We start from the raw sequence: 20,535 nt of genomic DNA on the forward strand, positions 1-20,535 counted from the left end.
AATCTCCCTTTTGTTTTATGTAGGAAATGATTGCTATTGATTCCGACAGGAGAGAGGGTATTTTGTGATGAAAAAAGTAAGAAAAGCGATAATCCCAGCAGCTGGATTAGGAACACGTTTTTTACCAGCAACGAAAGCGATGCCGAAAGAAATGTTACCGATAGTAGATAAACCAACGATCCAATACATTGTAGAAGAAGCAGTGAAATCGGGTATCGAAGATATTATTATCGTTACTGGTAAAACAAAGCGTTCTATCGAAGATCATTTTGATAACGCATTTGAACTAGAACAAAACTTATTGGAGAAGAAAAAATATGAGTTGCTTGAAAAAGTACAAGCTTCTTCAAAAATGGTAGATATTCATTACATCCGTCAAAAAGAACCGAAAGGGCTAGGACATGCTGTTTGGTGTGCACGTAAATTCATTGGCGATGAGCCGTTTGCAGTGCTACTAGGTGATGATATTGTCCAAGCTGAGAAACCATGTTTACGTCAATTAATGGATGAGTATGAAAAAACACTTTCTTCTGTTATTGGTGTACAAACTGTTCCAGAGTCGGAAACACACCGTTACGGAATTATCGATCCATTAGAACAAGAAGGTCGTCGTTACCAAGTTCGCAATTTCGTTGAGAAGCCAGCGCAAGGTACAGCACCTTCAAACTTAGCGATTATGGGACGTTACATTTTAACGCCTGAAATCTTTATGTTCTTAGAACAGCAACATGTTGGTGCTGGTGGCGAAATTCAGTTAACAGATGCAATCCAAAGCTTAAACGAAATTCAACGTGTATTCGCTTACGATTTCGAAGGAAAGCGCTACGATGTAGGTGAAAAGTTAGGATTCGTTCAAACGACAATCGAAATGGCACTGCAACACCCAGAATTACGTGATGACATGGTTACGATGATGAAGAAAATTTTAGAAGAACAAACGAATCAAGAGTCTTAATATAAAAAAGGAGTTGTTCCAGTAGGAACAACTCCTTTTTCTTATGAAATCGTCGAATGAGAATGCTGATAAGCGGAACGACGTACAGCATAGTATATACGAGGTGCGATAATAGCACCGATAATTGTAAATGCAATATCTTTTACTGCAAACCACATCATAATCATCCAAGCAGCTTTATAGCTCATATTACCGCCCATAAAGAGATTGACTGCCCCGTACATGTAAGTAGTACCGATAATATAAGTTAAAATGATTCCTGTGAAAGAGGCAGTTGCAAATGTACGAAATGTTGGTTTTTCCTTTTGTTCTACGAGTTTTCCTGATACGTAAGCAACGATAATAAATGCGATAATAAAGCCACCAGTAGGATCTAAAAGTGCTCCAAATCCAGCTTTGAAGTTAGCGAAGATTGGTGCACCTGCTACTCCAACTAGCATGTAAACAGTCATTGATAATGCACCAAGTCTACTTCCAAGAAGAAGCCCTGCTAAAATTGCGAAAAATGGTTGCATAGATAATGGGATGCCCGCTACTTGCAGGAATGGTGCCCAAGATACAATATTTGCACCAATGGCCATAAGAGCGACGAACATGGCGGCTAATGCTAAATCTAAAACATGAAATCTCCTCATAATGTTAACCTCCTGTTGTTTTTAAGTTAACATTATCGTAGCGAAACTATTTACTTGTTGTCAATTAAAATATTTTGATAAGAAGGCTTCAAATACTCTCTTAGCAACGTATATGGAATACGAAATTGTGGAATGCCGCTTGAATAAGGCGCAATTTCATATAAAGGGAAATAAATGACGAGATTGTTCGGTTCTAAAAAGAAGTGAAACTTTTTCGTGCTCATGACTTTTTCAGTTGCATCAGGAAAATAAATACTTTCATTTTGTTTAATTTGTCTTACAATCTCAGCACGAATTATGTCTTTATATTTATCTTCTTGTTGAAATAAATCGTCTAAGTGTAGTAACTTTTTTTCTTTTAAATCAAATGTGTTTGCCTTCCACGTATAAAGACCGTGTGCTCCGCCTGTATATTGATAGTAATTCAAATATAGGCTGAGCAAAGGTGATTTATTTAAGGAGACTTTATAATCAACATTCGCCACGTACGGATGAAATGGTGTACTAGATCCTTCTGTTTCTTTATAATATTTTTTTGCGTCTTTTTCTAATTTTGTTTTAAATTTTTCAGTAGATTTTTTGTAATAGAAATTTAGCTTATTTTGAAACTTAGAATCGGAAAAGTTATGAAACGAAGGCCTATTGATTTGATATTCTATATAAGGTTTCTTACCTTTTTGCGTGACAGTCTGAACATCGATTGTCAGGTTGGATGCTTTGGCTGCTAGTGCACAATTTGGTACAATAGTCAGCAAGGAGAACATAAGCGATAGTATAAAAAATTTCTGTTTCATTTAGGTGAAACCTCCTTATATAAGTGTTATAAGTAGTTTGAAAGTAAATAGGTAAAATTATACATTTAATTAAAGTGAGAGAAAGGGGAAACGATATGGCAAAAACTTTAATGGATTCGCTTGGAATTGAGTTGTTAGAGATGACAGAAGATAAGGTAGTTGCTACGATGCCTGTTGATGAACGTACACATCAGCCGTTTGGTTTTTTACACGGTGGTGCATCTCTTGCGTTAGCGGAAACAGTAGCAAGCGTCGGTTCATACAATTTAATTGATCAAGAGAAATGTATTTGCTTCGGTCTAGAAATTAATGCAAACCATATTCGCTCAAAGAAAGATGGAATTGTAACAGCGATCGGAACACCGATACATAGAGGAAACTCAACGATGGTTTGGGATGTACGTATCATTGATGAGAATGACGATTTATTATGTATTTCAAGATGTACAGTAGCAATTAAAGAAAAACGTGAAAAGTAAAAAAAGAGGCTGCTCTAATGAGCAGCCTCTTTTTCTTATAATTAGAACTGGATTTTCTTCTCTAAGAAACCTTTTAGTTCGCTAATTGGCATACGAACTTGTTCCATTGTGTCACGGTCACGTACTGTAACAGCTTTGTCTTCAACTGAGTCGAAGTCATAAGTGATACAGAATGGTGTACCGATTTCGTCTTGACGACGGTAACGTTTACCGATAGAACCAGTTTCGTCAAAGTCTACCATGAAGTCTTTAGCTAGTTCTGCAAATACTTCAGTAGCACCTTCAGATAGCTTTTTAGATAATGGTAAGATCGCTGCTTTGTATGGTGCTAAAGCAGGGTGGAAACGAAGAACTGTACGAGAATCGTTTTCTAATTGCTCTTCTTCATATGCATCACATAAGAACGCTAATGTTACGCGGTCAGCACCTAAAGATGGCTCGATGCAGTACGGTACGTAACGCTCATTCGTTTGTGGATCAATATAGTTAAAGTCTTCGTTAGAGTGTTCCATGTGACGTTTTAAATCGAAGTCTGTACGAGATGCAACGCCCCATAGTTCGCCCCAACCGAATGGGAATTTGAATTCAATGTCAGTTGTTGCGTTACTGTAGTGAGATAATTCCTCTTCACCGTGGTCACGAAGACGCATGCTTTCTTCAGTCATACCAAGTGAAAGTAACCAGTTCTTACAAGTTTCACGCCAGAATGCGAACCACTCTAAATCTTCACCAGGCTTACAGAAGAATTCAAGTTCCATTTGTTCGAATTCACGTGTACGGAATGTGAAGTTACCAGGCGTGATTTCGTTACGGAAGCTTTTACCGATTTGGCCAATACCAAATGGAAGTTTTTTACGCATAGAGCGTTGTACGTTTTTGAAGTTTACGAAAATACCTTGTGCTGTTTCTGGACGAAGGAAGATTTCGTTTGTGCTAGACTCTGTAACACCTTGGAATGTTTTGAACATTAAGTTGAACTGACGGATTTCAGTGAATTCTTCACTACCGCAATCAGGACATTTTACTTCATGTTCTTTCATTAAGTCAGCCATTTGGTCGAAAGTAAGACCATCAACAACCATTTCGATGCCTTTTGCATCTAATGCATCTTCAATTAATTTGTCAGCACGGTGACGCGCTTTACATTTTTTACAGTCGATCATTGGATCGTTGAAGTTACCAACGTGACCAGAAGCGATCCAAGTTTTTGGGTTCATTAAAATAGCTGCGTCTAAACCAACGTTGTATGGAGATTCTTGAATGAATTTTTTCCACCAAGCTTTTTTAACGTTATTTTTTAATTCGATTCCAAGTGGACCGTAATCCCAAGTGTTTGCAAGACCACCGTAAATTTCAGAACCAGGGAAAACGAAACCGCGATGTTTCGCTAAGTTTACTACTTGTTCCATTGAATACATAAGAAAATCCTCCTTTTGAAAGTTAACGTATTGGCGATGACGTGCTCAGGTAACTTGTGAAACGAGCAGTATATGCTTTGAAAAACATAAAAAAACGCTCATCCCAAGGCTTAATTGCCTAGGGACGAGCGTTTGCCCGCGGTTCCACCCTAGTTGATACACAAAAGGTGCATCCACTTTATCACGTATTGCTCGAGACTGCCGTTTCCTTGCGGCTTCAGGCTTTCACTATCCCTGAATCGCTTTTTGTGCAAGTACTTATAAGTCCGTCATCGCTACTTATATTAATAATAATGAACATATTCTAACACGTTCTTTTTTAAATCTCAATAGAGGAACGCGTCTATCTATGATAGAGTCTCGCCTATTTTTTCGTTATTTATTCCGTAATTTTGTTTAATGTGCTTAATTGCTTCACGCCTGCTGAGTGGAGCAAGCTCGTTATTTTGCACGTATTCCCAAACGACATCGGGCTTTGTTTTTGCATATTCACGAAGGACCCATCCAATCGCTTTTTGAATGAAAAATTCTTTCGAAGAATGTAGTTGTCCAATAACCCAAAAAAGAAGTTCTTCATCCATCTTTTGTTTATATTTTAGCTGGAATAAAATAGCGGCGCGTTGTAACCATATGTTATCTGATGCAATCCATTTTGGAATATAGGCAGAAATCAATCCGGGATGTTGTAAAAAAATATCGCCTAAAAATGTAGGGACGATGCTATCGACAGTGTCCCACCAAGATTTTGTTACAATAAGTTCTTCTAAGAAGGGAATATGCGTTTCGTTTATATGCTTTTTATATTTTTGCATTATATCGAGTGCGGCTGCCTGAAATTCTCGTTCTGGTAAATCCCAAAGCTCACGTACGATAATTTGGAAGTCTTTTGGATCTGGGAGAGTATGTATTTGGATGACGTCTTTTAATAATTGTCTTCTTTCAGGTGTTTGAATACCGAGAAATGGGAAGTGATTTTTCATATAACGTGCCATCGGTTCTGCTTTTTCCGGATTTTTGTGAGCTATGAAATGCTCTTGTAATGTTTTTACAAATGGATGCATCGGTTGTTCTCCTCTCTTATTATCTTACTCCTATTATTATACAGAGAGTTTGGTTGAATTTTAAAACATAACTTGCAATGCAATGAAATATGTTGAGAGTAGAGAGGAGAGGATAAGATGGAAGATCAAGGCTTACTAGCAGGTTTCTTTGCTCTTAGTTTTGCGTTTATTCTTGTTATCATAATTTGGGCAATTATTGCGTATTTGTTAACGGCTTTTGCACTGTATACGATGGCGAAAAATGACGGTGCAACGGATGGAGTTCTAGCATTTATTCCTTTTTTAAATAGTAAAATATGGGGTGATTTAGCGAAAGATAAATTACCCGATTTCTTGAAAGAAGAAGCAGGATGGAAAGTATTCGGCATATATGTCGCATGTTTCATTTTTAATTTCGTACCAATTTTATATTTAATAGCAACAGCTGTATCCATTGTGTTGTCTATTTATCTTATCTACGCTATTTTAGACAGATATGGAACGAACTCTATATTATTTACAATTATTCATGTCATCACATTTTCAGTGTTCTTGCCGATTCACTTGTTCATTATCAGAAATGAGCCGGTGAGGTATAACGAGTAAGTTTAATTTAAATATGTGTAATGAAAAAAGCGCCCTGGTTATCAGAGCGCTTTTTGTGCTACATAAGGTAGCGTACATAAATATAAATATGAGAAATGATTAATGAAACGATCATAATTGGGAAACCGACTTTTAAGAAGTCCATGTAGCTAAATTTATGTCCTTCGCGGCTTGCGATACCTGCCACAATTACGTTAGCTGAAGCTCCAATTAATGTTCCGTTTCCGCCTAGACAAGCACCTAATGCTAATGCCCACCATAATACGTCGATTTGTGCGTCAGAAGGTGATAAACCTAGCCCAACCGCCATATCGTTAATAAGCGGGATCATTGTTGCAACGAATGGAATGTTATCAATTGTTGCAGAGGCGATACCAGATACCCATAAAATAAGGATAGATGCGTAAGAAATATCTCCGCCTGTTATGCCAATTACTTTTTGAGCTAGCATTTTAATAAGACCGATATCGATAAGTCCTCCAACGAGTACGAATAGTCCTGCGAAGAAGAAGATTGTTACCCATTCTACACTTGCGAATACTTCTTCAATTTCATGCTCTTTCACACCGATTAGCATAAGAACAGTAGCACCAGTTAAAGCGATGATAGCTGCATCAACATGGAAGATCGAATGAGTCATGAAACCTACAATTGTAAGTCCAAGTACTGTTAAAGATTTTTTCATTAATACTGGATCTTTAATGTATTGTTTTTCATCTAAACTCATTAATTTTTTAACTTGTACAGGATCAGCGATTAATTGTTTGCGGTACATGAAGTAAAGTATTGTCGCTGTCACACCAATGATAATAATTACGATTGGCGCTAAGTTTAGTAAGAAAGCATTGAAATCTAAATGCTTATTGGCAGAACCAATCATAATGTTAGGTGGATCACCAATTAATGTTGCTGTTCCCCCAATGTTTGAAAAAATAATTTCAGAAAGTAAATAAGGGACAGGATTTACTTGCAGTATGCGCGTAATAGATAAAGTAACTGGAACAACAAGAAGTACAGTTGTAACGTTATCTAAAAATGCGGAACCAAGCGCAGTAAGTAAGGAAAGGGAAATTAAAATTTTAATTGGATTTCCTTGCGCTCCTTTTGCTGCTTTAATGGCAACGTATTGGAAGACACCCGATTTACTCGTAATGTTCACCAAAATCATCATACCGATGAGTAGTGTAATCGTCCCCCATTCAATATGTTTCGTAAAGGCGTTGTGTAAATCAACGACCCCCATAATTACCATGAGTGCTGCGCCAAGAAGTGCGATGACAGCGCGATTAATTTTTTCAGAAATAATAATGGCATATGTAATTAAAAAGACTGCGATAGCAAAATAATACTGCCAGTTTGCGAGCTCTTGCGTTGTTTCGTGCAAAACTCTCATCTCCTTTCATTCACTTTTCTTAGTGTGTCAAAAATTAACTAGATGAAACACACATAACGTCATTATAAAGTAGAAAAATGTCGGATGTAAATGAAAGGGCTTATTTTGTTATATTTTCTGCAAAGGTTACTTTTTCTTATTTTTAAAAATATTTGCGGGCATTTGACATATATATAAGATACATCCAATCTGAATATTTAAAATGGAATTAGCATTCGAGCTTGTTCGTGTAGGAGTGTCAAATAGAAAGGAATGACAAAGATGATAAGGAAGGGATCGTATGAATGAACAACAATTTTTATTTTTGGATTTTGAGTTTACGATGCCCCAGCACAGAAAAAAACCAAAAGGATTTTTCCCGGAGATTATTGAGGTAGGACTCGTTTCGGTTGTTGGCTGTAAGGTAGAAGATACGTATTCAGCTCATGTTAGGCCGAAAACTTTTCCATCTTTAACGGATCGATGTAAGAAGTTTTTAGGGATTAAACAAGAAGTCGTAGATAAAGGAATTTCGTTTCCAGAACTCGTTGAAAAACTTGCAGAATATGAAAAGAGATGTAAACCGACCATTGTTACGTGGGGAAATATGGATATGAAAGTGTTGAAGCATAATTGTGAAAAAGCGGGAGTAGATTTTCCTTTCCAAGGACAGTGTCGTGATTTATCACTTGAGTATAAGAAGTTTTTTGGTGAGAGAAATCAAACAGGACTGTGGAAAGCAATTGAGGCGTATGGAAAAGTAGGGACGGGTAAGCATCATTGTGCGCTAGATGATGCGATGACGACGTATAATATTTTTAAGTTAGTAGAAAAAGATAAAGAGTATTTAGTGAAACCAGCACCTCCAACATTAGGGGAACTCGTTGATTTTTCAAAAGTGTTAAAGAAAGTGAGTACACAGTAACGACCAAATTGCACAGTATGTAATTTGGTCGTTTTGTTTTTTAAAGTTTATAGTCTTTTTTTAATTGTTCTAATGTTTCTAGACTACGAACTGCAAAAGGTGAATCATCTTCAGAAAATGAATTCATTTGAGTTTCTAATGCTAATTTGAGTGAATCTGTGTAATCTGGAATTTCTCCTTCATATTTCTTCACCATTTGCTCTGGAATGTTCGTCTGTTCACGAAAAGCTAAAGCACGTCTTTCGTGGAAAAATGGTACGTCAGCTTGTTTTACGTTATGTAAGTCACCTTGCACCGGATGTTTTAAAACAGCTAATACTTTTACGACGTAACTGCCAGGGCGGCTATTTGTAACCTCGCCAATGTATTTTCCTGTTTTATAAATACCGGTAACGATTTCGCCAATTTCAAATGTTTCTCTCATATTTTTCACCTCAAGTTTATAGTAAGGAAAGTAGGAGAAGGAGTCAAAGAAATCATTCGCTTTCGGAATGCCCCCTTGAGAATGTGGATAGGTTCCACTATAATTTAAGATAATATAACAGAAAATTCTGATGTTTTGCAAATCCTATAATAAGGAGTGATCTATATGATGCCATTATATTTTCCAGAAGATAAAACAGAATATATTATTCCGGGGATTGTTTGTGTTCTATTTATTATCGGTGCGGTTGCCACGTGGCGTATGTTCATTCGTGTATCAAAACGAGAAGCAGATCGATTACAGAAAGTTGAAGAAAAGCTGTTAGCTGAAAAGAAACAGTAACTCATTTTTGTATGTTTCCCTCTATGCTCGGACAATCTAAGGGCAGAATGTATTTTGGAGGGAATAAAATGAAAAAACGGCTTTTTTTCAGTTGTTGTTTACTATTTCTGATGGCAGGTTGTGACCAAGGAAAGCCGAAAGAAATTGACGTGAAATTACATAATGCTTCAGGTGATGAAGTGGGGACTGCGAAAGTAGTGCAGCAAACAAGCGGAGTAAAAATTAAGATTAAAGGGGAAGGGTTCACACCTGGCCCACACGGTATACATGTACACGAAATTGGAGAGTGTAAAGCACCTCGTTTTGAATCAGCTGGAAATCATTTTAATCCAGATGATAAAAAGCATGGACTACTCAATCCGAAGGGTGCAGAAAACGGTGATTTACCGAACGTAATTGCAGATGGTTCTGGAAAGATTAAAGCAGAAATCGATGCGCCACACATAACGCTTGAAGAAGGGAAAACGACGATTCATAGAAAAGATGGAGCGTCTATTATTATTACAGAAAATGCTGATGATGGTATGACACAACCGACAGGTAAATCAGGTGATCGAATTGCTTGTGGTGTTATTGTAAAAAAAGCGTCGGATATGAAGAAAAAGTAAAAGCTACCGTGCGCGGTAGCTTTTTTGTGTAGTGTAAGTGAAAATATATCAGCGATTATTGGAATATATCGACTGTAACTTAAAATATATCGGCGATTATTGGAATATATCGACCGTAACTCGAAATATATCGGTGATTTTTAAAATATATCGACTTACCGACAGAAGTTGACAAAGGAGGCTGTCCCAAACAGCCTCCTTTCTTATGATGAAAACGTATGGCGCAGCCTATTTAAAATTTCTTCTAAAACAGACCTTGGACAGCCGATGTTAATTCGAATATGTTCTTCGCCGCCTAGTCCGTATTTCTCGCCAGGTTCAACGATGATTTTCCCTTTTTCCTCAAGTAATTTGGTACGCTCGTTTTGAGAAAGCTTTAGGCGAGAGCAATCAATCCATAATAAAAAGCTACCTTCTGGCTTCGTTACGGAAAGAGTAGGTATGTGATCTTTCATATATTCACAAGCGAACTTAGCGTTATCTTCTATATATAATCGAATTTCATTTAGCCAATCGTTACATTCTGTATAGGCACTTTGCATCGCTGTATAGGCAAATATATTTAATCCGTGGAAGCCTTGTCTATATTGAATAGATGTAAAGGCTTGACGGAGTTTTTCATTTGGAATGATAATAATCGATGCTTGTAATCCAGCGATATTAAATGTTTTACTTGGAGCCATACAAGTAATCGTGCGCGCTGCCAATTCTTCGGATAAAGAAGCGAACGGTGTATGTGTATGATCTGCATAAATAATATCGGAATGAATTTCATCTGCGACAACGATTACATTATATTTTGTACATAACGCGCCAAGCTGTGTGAGTTCCTCTTTTGACCAAACACGCCCAATTGGATTGTGAGGACTACAAAGAAGCATAAGTTTGACACCTTGTTGAAATTGCTGTTCTAAATGCTCAAAATCTATCGCATATGTATCATTTTGTTTCTGTAATGGACTTACGCATAATTGTCTATTGTTTGTTGTGACCATTTCGAAAAATGGGGGATAAATAGGTGGTTGTACGAGAACGGATTCATTTTCTTTTGTGAAGGCCTGTATGCTCGTACTAAGAGCTGGAACGATTCCCGCGCTAAAGACAATCCATTCTTTTTGAATATCCCAGTTATACTGTTTCTTTGTCCAGTTACAAATAATATCGCCCATATTTTCGGGAGGAAGTGTATAGCCGAAAATAGGATGCTCGATACGTTTCTTTAAAGCAGTTTGAATTGGTTGTGGTACTTCAAAATCCATATCAGCAATCCAGGCGTGGATAAGTTCTTCGTTTTTATATGTATCCCATTTTATACTATGAGTTCCACGTCGATTGACTGTTTTATGAAATAGTTGCATAAGTTTGCCCCCTTCTTCTGTAAAACCGTTAAGTTATGAAAGTTCTCTCTCTTCTTATAGAATAGCTGATGTGATAGGATAAAGAAAAGTATTAAAAAGTGAAAAGGCGGGAAGCGAATGGGTACATATGAAAAGATGATAGAGGTTGTGAAGAATTGGGATCCGTTTCAAATGGGACCGGAGTTTTATGAAACAGAAGCGAGCGATGTTGTGAACGTCGCAAGTGTGTTTGATGATTCAAAATACATCGCAAAGAAGATTCAACATATATACTTTATGTCTTTTGAGGAAGTACCTGCGCTTGAAAAATGTGAGAAATTAGCTGTGGAATTACTTGTAATAAAAGAAGGCGGAAGTTGTTCATTGTAGGCTGTCGGAATTTCCGACAGCCTCTTTGATATTATTGCGCAGAAAAAGCGATAATTTCTTCATAAACATGTTCCGGTTTTTCTTCAGGTAGTAAATGCCCTGTATTTTCGTAAGAAATAAATTTCGAATTCGGTAAATCTTTGTGCAGACGATGACCTACATGTACAGGGACGACCCGATCTTTTTCACCCCAAATGAGTAGAGTAGGTGTTTCGATTTTTTGTAATTCAGTTGAAGATAAGTCACCTTCACGATCTCGTATCATACGAGTTAAAGCGGGGAATATACGGTTGTCATAAAAAGGAGCAGAGTAACCTGCCTTCATTTCATCGTCAATTAATGAATGATCATGAACGACATTCATTAAGTTATGAACAATGCCGCGCCGTATAATCCAATTCTTTACGTATAAATGAAAGAACGGTAAATAAGAAGAGTACAGTAAAGGTAAAGTTGCGCGTGCTAAATAGCTAGAGCTACATAGTAAAATTGTCTTTGAAATTAATTCAGGACGTATACGGTTTACGTAAAGTGAAATTTGGCCGCCCATAGAATGTCCAACTAACACAATGTTTGAGAGAGATAAGTGTTCAATTAAATCGATTATAATCGTTGCTAAATTATGATAAGAATACTTAAATAGATGAGACTTATCACTCTTCCCGAACGGTGGTAAATCAAGAGCAATGACTGTTCCTTCTTTCGATAATAAAGGAATAAGACGGCGGTAGCTGAATGAGGAAGATAAAAAGCCGTGAACGAGTACGAAAGTAGGACGTTCTGTTTTATTTTCATGTTCATACAATTCGTAATGAACAGTAGTGCCGCGAGTGGAAAAAGTGAAATAAGGACAAGTAGATTCGTGATTCATTTTTTGTCACTCCATTGATTTTTGTTCATATCATTTCCAAGGCAGAAAAAAATATGTTAACAAAAAAAGGCAAGATGACGATGTCATCTTGCCTTTCGTACATTCAGTATTACCCGCGAACAATATTAGGCGGTGTTTTTCCTTGTAACGCTGCAACTAAATTTTCAGCGGCGGTCATAGCCATTTGTTGCCTAGTTTTTAATGTTGCAGATCCGATATGTGGTAAGGTCACAACATTTTGTAAGGATAAGAGCGGATTATCTTTTTGAATTGGCTCTTGTGTAAAAGTATCGATGCCTGCTGCAAAGATTTTCTTTTCTGTTAACGCATCGATTAACGCTTCTTCATCTACTGTTTTCCCGCGAGAAGCATTAATGAAGATAGCTGTTTCTTTCATGAATGAAAATTCCTTTTCTCCGATAAGATGGTACGTTTCATCTGTTAATGGAGTAAGAAGAACGATAAAGTCAGACTGCTTTAGAAGCGTCTGTAAATCACAATATGTAGCATCGAATTTTTGTTCAGCTTCTTCTTTTCGGCGACGGTTATAATAAAGAACATCCATATCAAATCCGAATTTCGCTCGTTTTGCAACAGCTTCACCAATTCGGCCCATACCGATAATGCCGATTGTACTATGGTGTACATCTAGCCCAAAGTGCTCTTTTCCAATTTCAGCATTCCATTCACCGTTTTTTACGTAGGAGTCGAGTTCACAAACACGACGACCAGCAGATAACATAAGAGCAAAAACGAGGTCAGCTACTGTATCATCTAGTACGTATGGTGTATTTGTTCCGATGACATTGTGCTTTGCCATCGCTTGTAAATCAAAATTATCGTAACCGACAGAAATGTTGCTTACTACTTTTAAGTTAGGAGCCGCCTCCAATAATTCTTCATTAATAGCAGATCCGAAATTTAATAAACCATCTTTATCTTGTATTTTCTCTAGTAGAACATCACGAGGTACCTTCTCATTTTGCTCCCATTTTTCATAATCACAGTGTTCTGATAAATAGTTTTCTACAAATGTTGGAACTGGTTCAGCAATATAAACTTTTGGTTTCACGATTCCATCCCCTTTCGCTTTATCACGCATTTTTCTGCTGATTAAAGTTTCACTTTACCCCGCTTTAACGAGCAGTAAGACTCCCACCTAAAAAGACGGTTGAGGCAAAGAAGTGAGGTGGGAGATCAACTGCTCGTAAAAGCCCGATTGGTGTGGGCTGATAATCAGCGGGGTGAAGCATTCCGCTGATTAAAGTTTCACTTTATTTTGACATAATTCACTAAAAAAATCTTCTTTTCAAACTGGAAAGGCTATTTGTATAATTTAGACACAAACGAAAAGGAAGGATGATTTATATGGTGACAGAAAAAGAATTAGAATTATTAGCTTGTCTTGAAAAAAGTAGTCGATTATCTGTAGATACATTAGCGAAGCTGTTAAATATAGAAGTAGAAGAAGTAAAGAAAATGGTTGAAAAATTAGAAGCGGAAAAGATTATTGTGGATTATGTCACACATATCGATTGGACGAAGGTGAAAGAACATACAGGTTTAACGGCGATGATTGATGTGAAAGTTACGCCAAAGCACGGCGTTGGGTTCGATGCGGTTGCTGAGCAAATTTATCGTTATTCAGAAGTGAAATCTGTGTATTTAATGTCAGGGACATATGATCTTTCTATTACGTTAGAAGGAAAGACAATGGGAGAAGTAGCGATGTTTGTTTCTGAGAAATTAGCAACAATTGAATCTGTCGTTTCTACGACAACGCATTTCATTTTGAAGAAATATAAACATGAGGGAATTATTTATGAAAAAAACGATGATGATAAGCGAATTGTGGTGACACCATGAAGCAATTTGAACTATCTAGAGCGGCAGAATCATTACAACCATCTGGTATTCGAAAGTTTTTCGATTTAGCAGCTAATATGAAAGGTGTTATATCTCTTGGGGTAGGGGAGCCTGACTTTGTTACACCTTGGAACGTGAGGCAAGCATGTATTCGTTCTTTAGAACAAGGATATACGTCATATACAGCAAATGCAGGATTATTGGAGCTCCGTCAAGAAATAGCAAAGTATCTAAAAAAACAATTTGCAGTATCATATGATCCAAACGATGAAATCATTGTTACAGTTGGAGCGAGTCAGGCGTTAGATGTAGCGATGCGCGCCATTATAAATCCTGATGATGAGGTACTTATTATTGAACCAAGCTTTGTTTCTTATGCACCGCTCGTAACTTTAGCTGGAGGGGTTCCAGTTCCTGTGGCGACTACTTTAGAAAATGAGTTTAAAGTGCAGCCAGAACAAATTGAAGCAGCTATTACCCCGAACACAAAGGCAATTTTACTTTGTTCACCAAATAACCCAACAGGTGCAATGTTGAATAAGTCCGAGCTTGAAGAAATAGCAGTGATTGTTGAGAAGTACAATTTAATTGTATTATCTGATGAAATTTATGCAGAGCTTGTATACGACGAAGTATATACAAGTTTCGCGAGTATTAAAAATATGCGCGAGCATACGATTTTAATTTCAGGATTTTCAAAAGGATTTGCGATGACAGGATGGCGTCTTGGTATGATTGCAGCTCCTGTTCATTTTTCAGAATTAATGCTCAAAATTCACCAATATTCCATGATGTGTGCACCGACGATGTCTCAGTTCGCAGCACTTGAAGCGTTACGTGCGGGGAATGATGAAGTAATTCGGATGAGGGATAGTTATAAGAAACGCCGTAATTTTATGACGACATCTTTCAATGAAATGGGATTAACGTGTCATGTACCGGGCGGAGCATTTTATGTCTTTCCTTCAATCTCTTCAACTGGACTCTCTTCGGCGGAATTTGCAGAACAGTTATTATTAGAAGAAAAAGTGGCTGTTGTACCTGGAAGTGTATTTGGGGAAAGTGGTGAAGGATTTATTCGTTGTTCATATGCAACATCGCTTGAACAACTTATGGAAGCAATGAAGAGAATGGAACGGTTCGTAGAGAATAAAAAAAGGACAAAACACAATACGTTTTGTCCATAAAAGGGGGGGAATACTAGAAAGCCATGTGTTAGTATTCTATCCTAATATTGGAGAATTATACTTAATTAAGGAAATTTTTTCATGAATTTTGAATGCGTTCTGTCATAGTGGTATAATTTACTAATATAAGGTATACGTATCCTGAGTAGCTTTACTTACGGTACGTACTAACTAATCGGATATTTAACAATAAATCATCTGCTTTGCTATCTACAATTGTAGAGAAAATGGTAAACGTATGGGAGTGTTTCATATGTCAGAACAATATACAACAGGAGTGGTTGTAACAGGGAAAGTGACTGGGATTCAAGATTACGGTGCATTTGTAGCGTTAGATGCTGAAACACAAGGACTTGTGCATATATCTGAAATTACAAATGGATATGTAAAGGATATTCATGACTTTTTAAAAGTCGGCGATACAGTAGAAGTAAAAGTACTTTCAATTGATGAAGAACACAGAAAAATGAGTTTATCGTTAAAAGCGGCGAAAAGAAAACAAGGACGGATTCTTATACCGAATCCATCTGAGAACGGATTTAATACGCTGCGAGAAAAGCTAACAGAATGGATTGAAGAGTCCGAGTTAACAAAGTAAAAGAGGAACGCATATGAGCGTTCCTCTTTTACTTTTTCTTATGATATATATTTGCAAATATGATTGCATGCAATCATATTCGTATGTCGGAGGTGAAGTAAGGACATACTGACTAGCGAATTTCGTTTGTTTCTGGGTGAGTGCCAAGATTTTCTGATGGTTTAAAGAGTAAACCAAGGTTGATAAGCCCAGAAATACCGACGATGCCGTAAATAATACGTGCAAGAGCTGAATTTTGTCCACCGAAAATGGCTGCCACTAAGTCAAACTGGAAGAACCCAATTAATCCCCAGTTCACAGCGCCAATTACAGTAAAGACTAATGCGATACGTTGCAAAGTACTCATGAAAAAGCCCCCCTTAATTGTGAAGCATGAGCAAGCGATGAGTTAATTAACTCTTTTATAGAATGGGGTAGTTATGTTGTTTTTATACATAAAAAATGTTCGAAATAGGATGTATATACATCTATACCGAAAAATGCGAATTTTTATGCAAAAAATGAACTTTTTTTAAAAAATATATATTGGTTACGTTTACAAGGGGTGAATCGCTTGATTTACAACTTCAGTTTCGCTAAAGTGAATACAGAAATACATATCCATAATTGGAGGGAAAAAGATGAGTACACATGTAACGTTCGACTATTCTAAAGCGTTATCCTTCATCGGTGAACATGAAATCACTTATTTACGTGATGCGGTGAAAGTAACACATCACGCAATCCATGAAAAAACTGGAGCTGGGAACGATTTCCTTGGGTGGGTAGACCTTCCGCTTCAATATGACAAAGAAGAGTTTGCTCGCATTCAAAAATGCGCAGAAAAAATTAAAAATGACTCTGACATTTTACTTGTTGTAGGTATCGGTGGTTCTTACCTAGGAGCACGTGCAGCAATTGAAATGTTAAACCATTCTTTCTACAACACACTTTCTAAAGAACAACGTAAAACTCCACAAGTGCTATTTGTTGGACAAAACATTAGCTCCACTTACATGAAAGATTTAATGGATGTACTAGAAGGCAAAGACTTCTCTATTAACGTTATTTCCAAATCAGGTACAACAACAGAGCCAGCACTAGCATTCCGTATTTTCCGTAAGTTATTAGAAGAAAAGTATGGAAAAGAAGAAGCTCGCAAACGTATTTATGCAACTACAGATAAAGCGCGTGGTGCATTAAAAACATTAGCTGATAATGAAGGTTACGAAACGTTCGTTATTCCAGATGATGTTGGAGGACGTTTCTCTGTATTAACGCCAGTTGGTTTATTGCCAATCGCAGTGAGTGGCTTGAATATTGAAGAGATGATGAAAGGTGCAGCTGCTGGTCGTGAGGACTTCGGTACATCAGAACTAGAAGAAAACCCAGCTTACCAATACGCAGTAGTTCGTAACGCTCTATACAATAAAGGAAAAACAATTGAAATGCTTGTTAACTATGAGCCAGCACTTCAATACTTCGCTGAGTGGTGGAAACAGTTATTTGGTGAAAGTGAAGGAAAAGATCAAAAAGGTATTTTCCCATCTTCAGCAAACTTCTCAACTGACTTACACTCATTAGGTCAATACGTTCAAGAAGGTCGTCGTGATTTATTTGAAACAGTTCTAAAAGTAGGTAAATCTACACATGAACTAACAATCGAATCAGAAGAAAACGATTTAGATGGATTAAACTACCTTGCTGGTGAAACTGTAGACTTCGTAAACACGAAAGCATACGAAGGTACATTACTTGCACATAGCGATGGCGGAGTACCAAACTTAATCGTAAATATTCCTGAATTAAATGAGTACACATTCGGTTACCTTGTATACTTCTTCGAAAAAGCATGTGCGATGAGCGGCTACTTATTAGGCGTAAATCCATTTGACCAACCAGGGGTAGAAGCATACAAGAAAAACATGTTTGCTTTACTTGGTAAACCAGGATTTGAAGAATTAAAAGCAGAATTAGAAGAGCGTTTAAAATAATAAAAAGCGGCCGGAATCCGGCCGCTTTTTATTATTTCATCGAAAAGTCCATCAGTATATTCAAACTAGAGTGGGTATGCTAAAGAAAAAGTCTAGGAGGGATGGGCTTGATTCCGATTCAATCAAATTTAGAAGGACGTACATATGCGTTATATAAGTTAGAAGAAATAATGAAGCCGCTTGGATATAGCATTGGTGGCAACTGGGATTATGATAAAGGATGCTTTGATTATAAAATCGATGAAGAAGACGGCTATCAATTTTTACGAGTGCCATTTACAGCCATTGATGGAGAACTAGATGTACCAGGCGTAATAGTTCGTCTTGGAACGCCGTATATTCTTTCGCACGTATATCAAGACGAACTAGATGATCATGTAAATACTTTAACAGCTGGAACGAGTGGAATGGATCAATTTGCTGAGCCGAAAGATCCAGATGGAGATGTGAAAAGAAAATATATCAATATTGGGAAAGTGCTCATGCAAGAATTAGAACGTCATTTTACTAATGGTGAATAACAATGAGTACGTCGCTTTCAATGAGAACAAAGGAATGAACTGGATTAATCATATATTGTTCGTCGCGCTTTATACCTAGTAAGAGAATGTTTTGCTTTAAAAGAGTATAGCTACAATTCGCAAAAGTTTGTCCGGTGCAGGACATGGGAAGCTCCATCAGTTGTAATTTATTATCAGAGATTTCGTCGTAAAGTGAAAATAGTACACCTGAAATGGAAGGGAATAAAAGAGAAGCGGTAAATACATAGCTCGTTAATTTATTTCCTTCTATAATTTCTGACACGCCAGCTCTCGTTGCATTTTGTATTTGTTCAGAAGTAAGAAGTTCAGCGATGCAGTGAATGTTTGGGTTGAGCCCTTTTGCAGTTAAAATATTTAAAATGGACTGTGTATCCGCTAAGCTTTCATTTTTTTCTTTATCGGCTGTTATTAATATGGTGTGTGCCGTTGTAATATTAGCTTTTAATAACGTTTGGTCGTGATGGGGGCACCCCTTTATAAATTCTAAATGATGAAATGGTTTTGGCAGTAAAGAAAGTGTTTCATCAATTAAAACGATATCAAGGTTTGGTTGTAGTACGTGCATTTGTTTTACAACATGTTTTGCTCGTTCATTCCAGCCGACAATAATCATATGACCGTTAGAAGTCGCAGCTTCTTCTCCTTTAATTTTCATATATTGTTTATTAATCATTTCAGTAGCAAACAGCACCATATAATAAGAGCAAAATCCAGTTCCTAATAAAATAATACTCATACCGATAAGTTTCCCGATTAGTGTATGAGGGGCAAAGTCACCATAGCCAACAGTGAAAATTGTAACGATTGACCACCAAATTCCATCAAACCATGTGGTAAAGTGTGATGGTTCTAATCTATGTATAAGAAAGCCGGAAAAAGCAGTAAGTATAACAATAAAGCAAATTAAACGAAAAATAATGGAATCACGAAATGTATCTACTAAATTCGGACGGGATTTCAATTGCCTATTCCTCCTTACTTTGCAGGACTACATTCATTGTTGCCATTATAGAAAAAAGAAAAACTCTCTAATTTAAAAGAGAGTTTGTTTTACGTTATATACTTTCCACTTCAGTTTGTTGAACACTTTCAAGATGCTGGAGAGCATAGTAAACATCAGCAGTATGTCTTTTTTGATCGATACATAATTTAAGGTGCAAATAGTGCGAGCCATTCTCCAATGTTTTAAGCTTCATATTCTTCACTTTTATATCCATTTCTTTTATTTCTTCAATTACAACCGGGATATTGTCCATATTTCGCACAACAAGTTTTACTGCGATATCACGTTGGCGAAATGATCTAGGCCCTACAAATTTCATTGTTAATGGTATAAGTTCAACGCTAATCATAAGGAAACACATTCCGAAAATCGCTTCGATATAGAATCCAGCTCCAACAGCAATACCAATACCAGATGCGCCCCAAATCATAGCAGCAGTTGTTAATCCGGCAATACTATCGTTTCCTCTACGTAAAATAACACCGGCACCTAAAAAGCCAATCCCTGATACAATTTGAGCGGCAAGTCGAAGTGGGTCCATATTCATATGATCAGTATGTGGTAAATTATAAGCTGCTTTAATAGAAACAATGGTCAGGAGGCAACTAATGATAGAAATAACTAAACACGTTTTTAAACCAAGTGGTTTACGTTTTAATTCGCGCTCTAAACCGATGGCGAACCCTAAAATAGCCGAGAGACCTAGTTTGATTAATAAATCGGTATAGTCCATATATATTCCTCCTTGTATGGTATCGTATATAAATAAAACGTTTATTATAGAAAGAAACGTTTTTGGATAGAGTGACTTTATATAGAATATATGTAGGAATCTCTTAGAAATGAAAGAGATATTTCGTTTAAGTATATGATATTAAAAAAGAAATGTAGTTAATTTAAAAAAAGTTTATAAAAGGTGTTGCATTTCATTTTTCTGCATGATATATTAATAACCGTCGCTGATGCGGAAACGCAGAAAACGACAAAAAAGAAATTGAAAAACTTAGTTGACATCGAAAAACGAAGATGTTAACATAAGGAAGTCGCAAATGAGCGACCAAGTAGTTCTTTGAAAACTGAACGAAACAAACAACGTGAAACGTCAATTTTTATTTTATGATGCTAGACAAACTAACTTTATTGGAGAGTTTGATCCTGGCTCAGGATGAA

At 36.9% G+C, this 20,535-nt stretch carries 24 protein-coding genes; 12 read left to right on the forward strand and 12 right to left on the reverse strand.

The window, feature by feature from the left end; all coding sequences use genetic code 11:
• The first annotated feature begins 67 nt into the window (after window positions 1-67).
• Window positions 68-955: a UTP--glucose-1-phosphate uridylyltransferase GalU gene (galU, locus tag ACTFNE_RS21360; RefSeq protein ID WP_046198677.1), complete on the forward strand. Its 888-nt coding sequence runs from the start codon at window positions 68-70 to the stop codon at window positions 953-955.
• 41 nt (window positions 956-996) lie between these two features.
• Here the strand turns inward: galU and ACTFNE_RS21365 are convergent, their stop codons facing one another.
• Both ACTFNE_RS21365 and ACTFNE_RS21370 read right to left on the reverse strand, forming a co-directional pair.
• On the reverse strand, window positions 997-1,590 hold the full coding sequence (locus ACTFNE_RS21365) for a biotin transporter BioY (RefSeq protein WP_001252157.1): 594 nt from the start codon (window positions 1,588-1,590) through the stop codon (window positions 997-999).
• A gap of 50 nt (window positions 1,591-1,640) precedes the next feature.
• Window positions 1,641-2,384 carry a DUF3298 and DUF4163 domain-containing protein gene (locus ACTFNE_RS21370; protein WP_046198676.1) on the reverse strand — a complete coding sequence of 248 codons (744 nt, stop codon included), beginning with the start codon at window positions 2,382-2,384 and terminating at the stop codon, window positions 1,641-1,643.
• A 95-nt stretch (window positions 2,385-2,479) separates the two neighbouring features.
• On the opposite strand from ACTFNE_RS21370, the gene ACTFNE_RS21375 reads away from it, so the two are divergent.
• Window positions 2,480-2,863: a hotdog fold thioesterase gene (locus ACTFNE_RS21375; RefSeq protein WP_001140608.1), complete on the forward strand. Its 384-nt coding sequence runs from the start codon at window positions 2,480-2,482 to the stop codon at window positions 2,861-2,863.
• Window positions 2,864-2,904: 41 nt separating this feature from the next.
• Here ACTFNE_RS21375 and ACTFNE_RS21380 read toward each other — a convergent pair whose 3' ends face one another.
• A complete protein-coding gene (locus tag ACTFNE_RS21380) occupies window positions 2,905-4,281 on the reverse strand; it encodes a glycine--tRNA ligase (protein ID WP_000287154.1) in 1,377 nt (458 codons plus the stop codon).
• Window positions 4,282-4,628: 347 nt separating this feature from the next.
• Window positions 4,629-5,342 carry a DNA alkylation repair protein gene (locus tag ACTFNE_RS21385; protein WP_270706271.1) on the reverse strand — a complete coding sequence of 238 codons (714 nt, stop codon included), beginning with the start codon at window positions 5,340-5,342 and terminating at the stop codon, window positions 4,629-4,631.
• A 117-nt stretch (window positions 5,343-5,459) separates the two neighbouring features.
• On the opposite strand from ACTFNE_RS21385, the gene ACTFNE_RS21390 reads away from it, so the two are divergent.
• Window positions 5,460-5,927, forward strand: coding sequence for a hypothetical protein (locus ACTFNE_RS21390; RefSeq protein ID WP_029440493.1), 468 nt, complete (start codon window positions 5,460-5,462; stop codon window positions 5,925-5,927).
• Window positions 5,928-5,985: 58 nt separating this feature from the next.
• Here the strand turns inward: ACTFNE_RS21390 and ACTFNE_RS21395 are convergent, their stop codons facing one another.
• Window positions 5,986-7,311, reverse strand: a complete 1,326-nt coding sequence (locus ACTFNE_RS21395) for an ArsB/NhaD family transporter (protein WP_000545226.1) — start codon at window positions 7,309-7,311, stop codon at window positions 5,986-5,988.
• 289 nt (window positions 7,312-7,600) lie between these two features.
• Here ACTFNE_RS21395 and kapD point away from each other — a divergent pair, with 289 nt between their 5' ends.
• Window positions 7,601-8,224 (forward strand): 3'-5' exonuclease KapD, encoded by a 624-nt coding sequence (gene kapD, locus ACTFNE_RS21400; protein ID WP_001005369.1) that lies wholly within the window; start codon window positions 7,601-7,603, stop codon window positions 8,222-8,224.
• A 40-nt stretch (window positions 8,225-8,264) separates the two neighbouring features.
• Here the strand turns inward: kapD and ACTFNE_RS21405 are convergent, their stop codons facing one another.
• Entirely contained in the window at window positions 8,265-8,648 is a 384-nt protein-coding gene (locus ACTFNE_RS21405) for a kinase-associated lipoprotein B (RefSeq protein WP_001209341.1), read from the reverse strand.
• Window positions 8,649-8,813: 165 nt separating this feature from the next.
• Here ACTFNE_RS21405 and ACTFNE_RS21410 point away from each other — a divergent pair, with 165 nt between their 5' ends.
• Both ACTFNE_RS21410 and sodC read left to right on the forward strand, forming a co-directional pair.
• Entirely contained in the window at window positions 8,814-8,990 is a 177-nt protein-coding gene (locus ACTFNE_RS21410) for a hypothetical protein (RefSeq protein WP_000982762.1), read from the forward strand.
• Between the two features lie 68 nt (window positions 8,991-9,058).
• The gene (sodC, locus tag ACTFNE_RS21415) at window positions 9,059-9,598 is read left to right on the forward strand and encodes a superoxide dismutase [Cu-Zn] (RefSeq protein WP_070807073.1); all 540 of its coding nucleotides are present in this window, start codon (window positions 9,059-9,061) and stop codon (window positions 9,596-9,598) included.
• Window positions 9,599-9,801: 203 nt separating this feature from the next.
• Here the strand turns inward: sodC and ACTFNE_RS21420 are convergent, their stop codons facing one another.
• Complete coding sequence (locus ACTFNE_RS21420) at window positions 9,802-10,956, reverse strand: MalY/PatB family protein (RefSeq protein ID WP_046198673.1); 1,155 nt, start codon at window positions 10,954-10,956, stop codon at window positions 9,802-9,804.
• A gap of 117 nt (window positions 10,957-11,073) precedes the next feature.
• Between ACTFNE_RS21420 and ACTFNE_RS21425 the strand changes: the two genes are divergently transcribed.
• Window positions 11,074-11,325, forward strand: a complete 252-nt coding sequence (locus tag ACTFNE_RS21425; RefSeq protein ID WP_000537636.1) for a YugE family protein — start codon at window positions 11,074-11,076, stop codon at window positions 11,323-11,325.
• Window positions 11,326-11,356: 31 nt separating this feature from the next.
• On the opposite strand, the gene ACTFNE_RS21430 is transcribed toward ACTFNE_RS21425, so the two are convergent.
• Both ACTFNE_RS21430 and ACTFNE_RS21435 read right to left on the reverse strand, forming a co-directional pair.
• Window positions 11,357-12,196: an alpha/beta fold hydrolase gene (locus ACTFNE_RS21430; protein WP_001015187.1), complete on the reverse strand. Its 840-nt coding sequence runs from the start codon at window positions 12,194-12,196 to the stop codon at window positions 11,357-11,359.
• Between the two features lie 109 nt (window positions 12,197-12,305).
• A complete protein-coding gene (locus tag ACTFNE_RS21435) occupies window positions 12,306-13,298 on the reverse strand; it encodes a 2-hydroxyacid dehydrogenase (protein ID WP_270706276.1) in 993 nt (330 codons plus the stop codon).
• 266 nt (window positions 13,299-13,564) lie between these two features.
• Here ACTFNE_RS21435 and ACTFNE_RS21440 point away from each other — a divergent pair, with 266 nt between their 5' ends.
• The 3 genes from ACTFNE_RS21440 (at window position 13,565) to yugI (ending at window position 15,847) form a co-directional block, all read left to right on the forward strand.
• The gene (locus tag ACTFNE_RS21440; RefSeq protein WP_000255699.1) at window positions 13,565-14,062 is read left to right on the forward strand and encodes an Lrp/AsnC family transcriptional regulator; all 498 of its coding nucleotides are present in this window, start codon (window positions 13,565-13,567) and stop codon (window positions 14,060-14,062) included.
• The gene (locus ACTFNE_RS21445) at window positions 14,059-15,249 is read left to right on the forward strand and encodes an aminotransferase (protein WP_046198670.1); all 1,191 of its coding nucleotides are present in this window, start codon (window positions 14,059-14,061) and stop codon (window positions 15,247-15,249) included. The genes ACTFNE_RS21440 and ACTFNE_RS21445 overlap by 4 nt, the downstream gene beginning before the upstream one ends.
• A 253-nt stretch (window positions 15,250-15,502) precedes the next feature.
• Window positions 15,503-15,847 (forward strand): S1 domain-containing post-transcriptional regulator GSP13, encoded by a 345-nt coding sequence (gene yugI / locus ACTFNE_RS21450; RefSeq protein WP_000003765.1) that lies wholly within the window; start codon window positions 15,503-15,505, stop codon window positions 15,845-15,847.
• 112 nt (window positions 15,848-15,959) lie between these two features.
• Here the strand turns inward: yugI and ACTFNE_RS21455 are convergent, their stop codons facing one another.
• Entirely contained in the window at window positions 15,960-16,193 is a 234-nt protein-coding gene (locus tag ACTFNE_RS21455) for a DUF378 domain-containing protein (RefSeq protein ID WP_000105788.1), read from the reverse strand.
• A gap of 274 nt (window positions 16,194-16,467) precedes the next feature.
• Here ACTFNE_RS21455 and ACTFNE_RS21460 point away from each other — a divergent pair, with 274 nt between their 5' ends.
• Complete coding sequence (locus ACTFNE_RS21460; protein ID WP_000103661.1) at window positions 16,468-17,820, forward strand: glucose-6-phosphate isomerase; 1,353 nt, start codon at window positions 16,468-16,470, stop codon at window positions 17,818-17,820.
• A 107-nt stretch (window positions 17,821-17,927) separates the two neighbouring features.
• Entirely contained in the window at window positions 17,928-18,341 is a 414-nt protein-coding gene (locus ACTFNE_RS21465; RefSeq protein WP_000612332.1) for a YugN-like family protein, read from the forward strand.
• Here ACTFNE_RS21465 and ACTFNE_RS21470 read toward each other — a convergent pair.
• Window positions 18,328-19,323: a potassium channel family protein gene (locus ACTFNE_RS21470; RefSeq protein ID WP_000842329.1), complete on the reverse strand. Its 996-nt coding sequence runs from the start codon at window positions 19,321-19,323 to the stop codon at window positions 18,328-18,330. The two genes, ACTFNE_RS21465 and ACTFNE_RS21470, sit on opposite strands and share 14 nt — an antisense overlap.
• Window positions 19,324-19,417: 94 nt before the next feature.
• Complete coding sequence (locus ACTFNE_RS21475; RefSeq protein ID WP_046198668.1) at window positions 19,418-20,098, reverse strand: MgtC/SapB family protein; 681 nt, start codon at window positions 20,096-20,098, stop codon at window positions 19,418-19,420.
• Window positions 20,099-20,535 lie beyond the last annotated feature (437 nt).

The sequence above is a fragment of the Bacillus cereus group sp. MYBKT111-2 genome, from assembly GCF_051915205.1.
Lineage (GTDB): Bacteria > Bacillota > Bacilli > Bacillales > Bacillaceae_G > Bacillus_A > Bacillus_A paranthracis.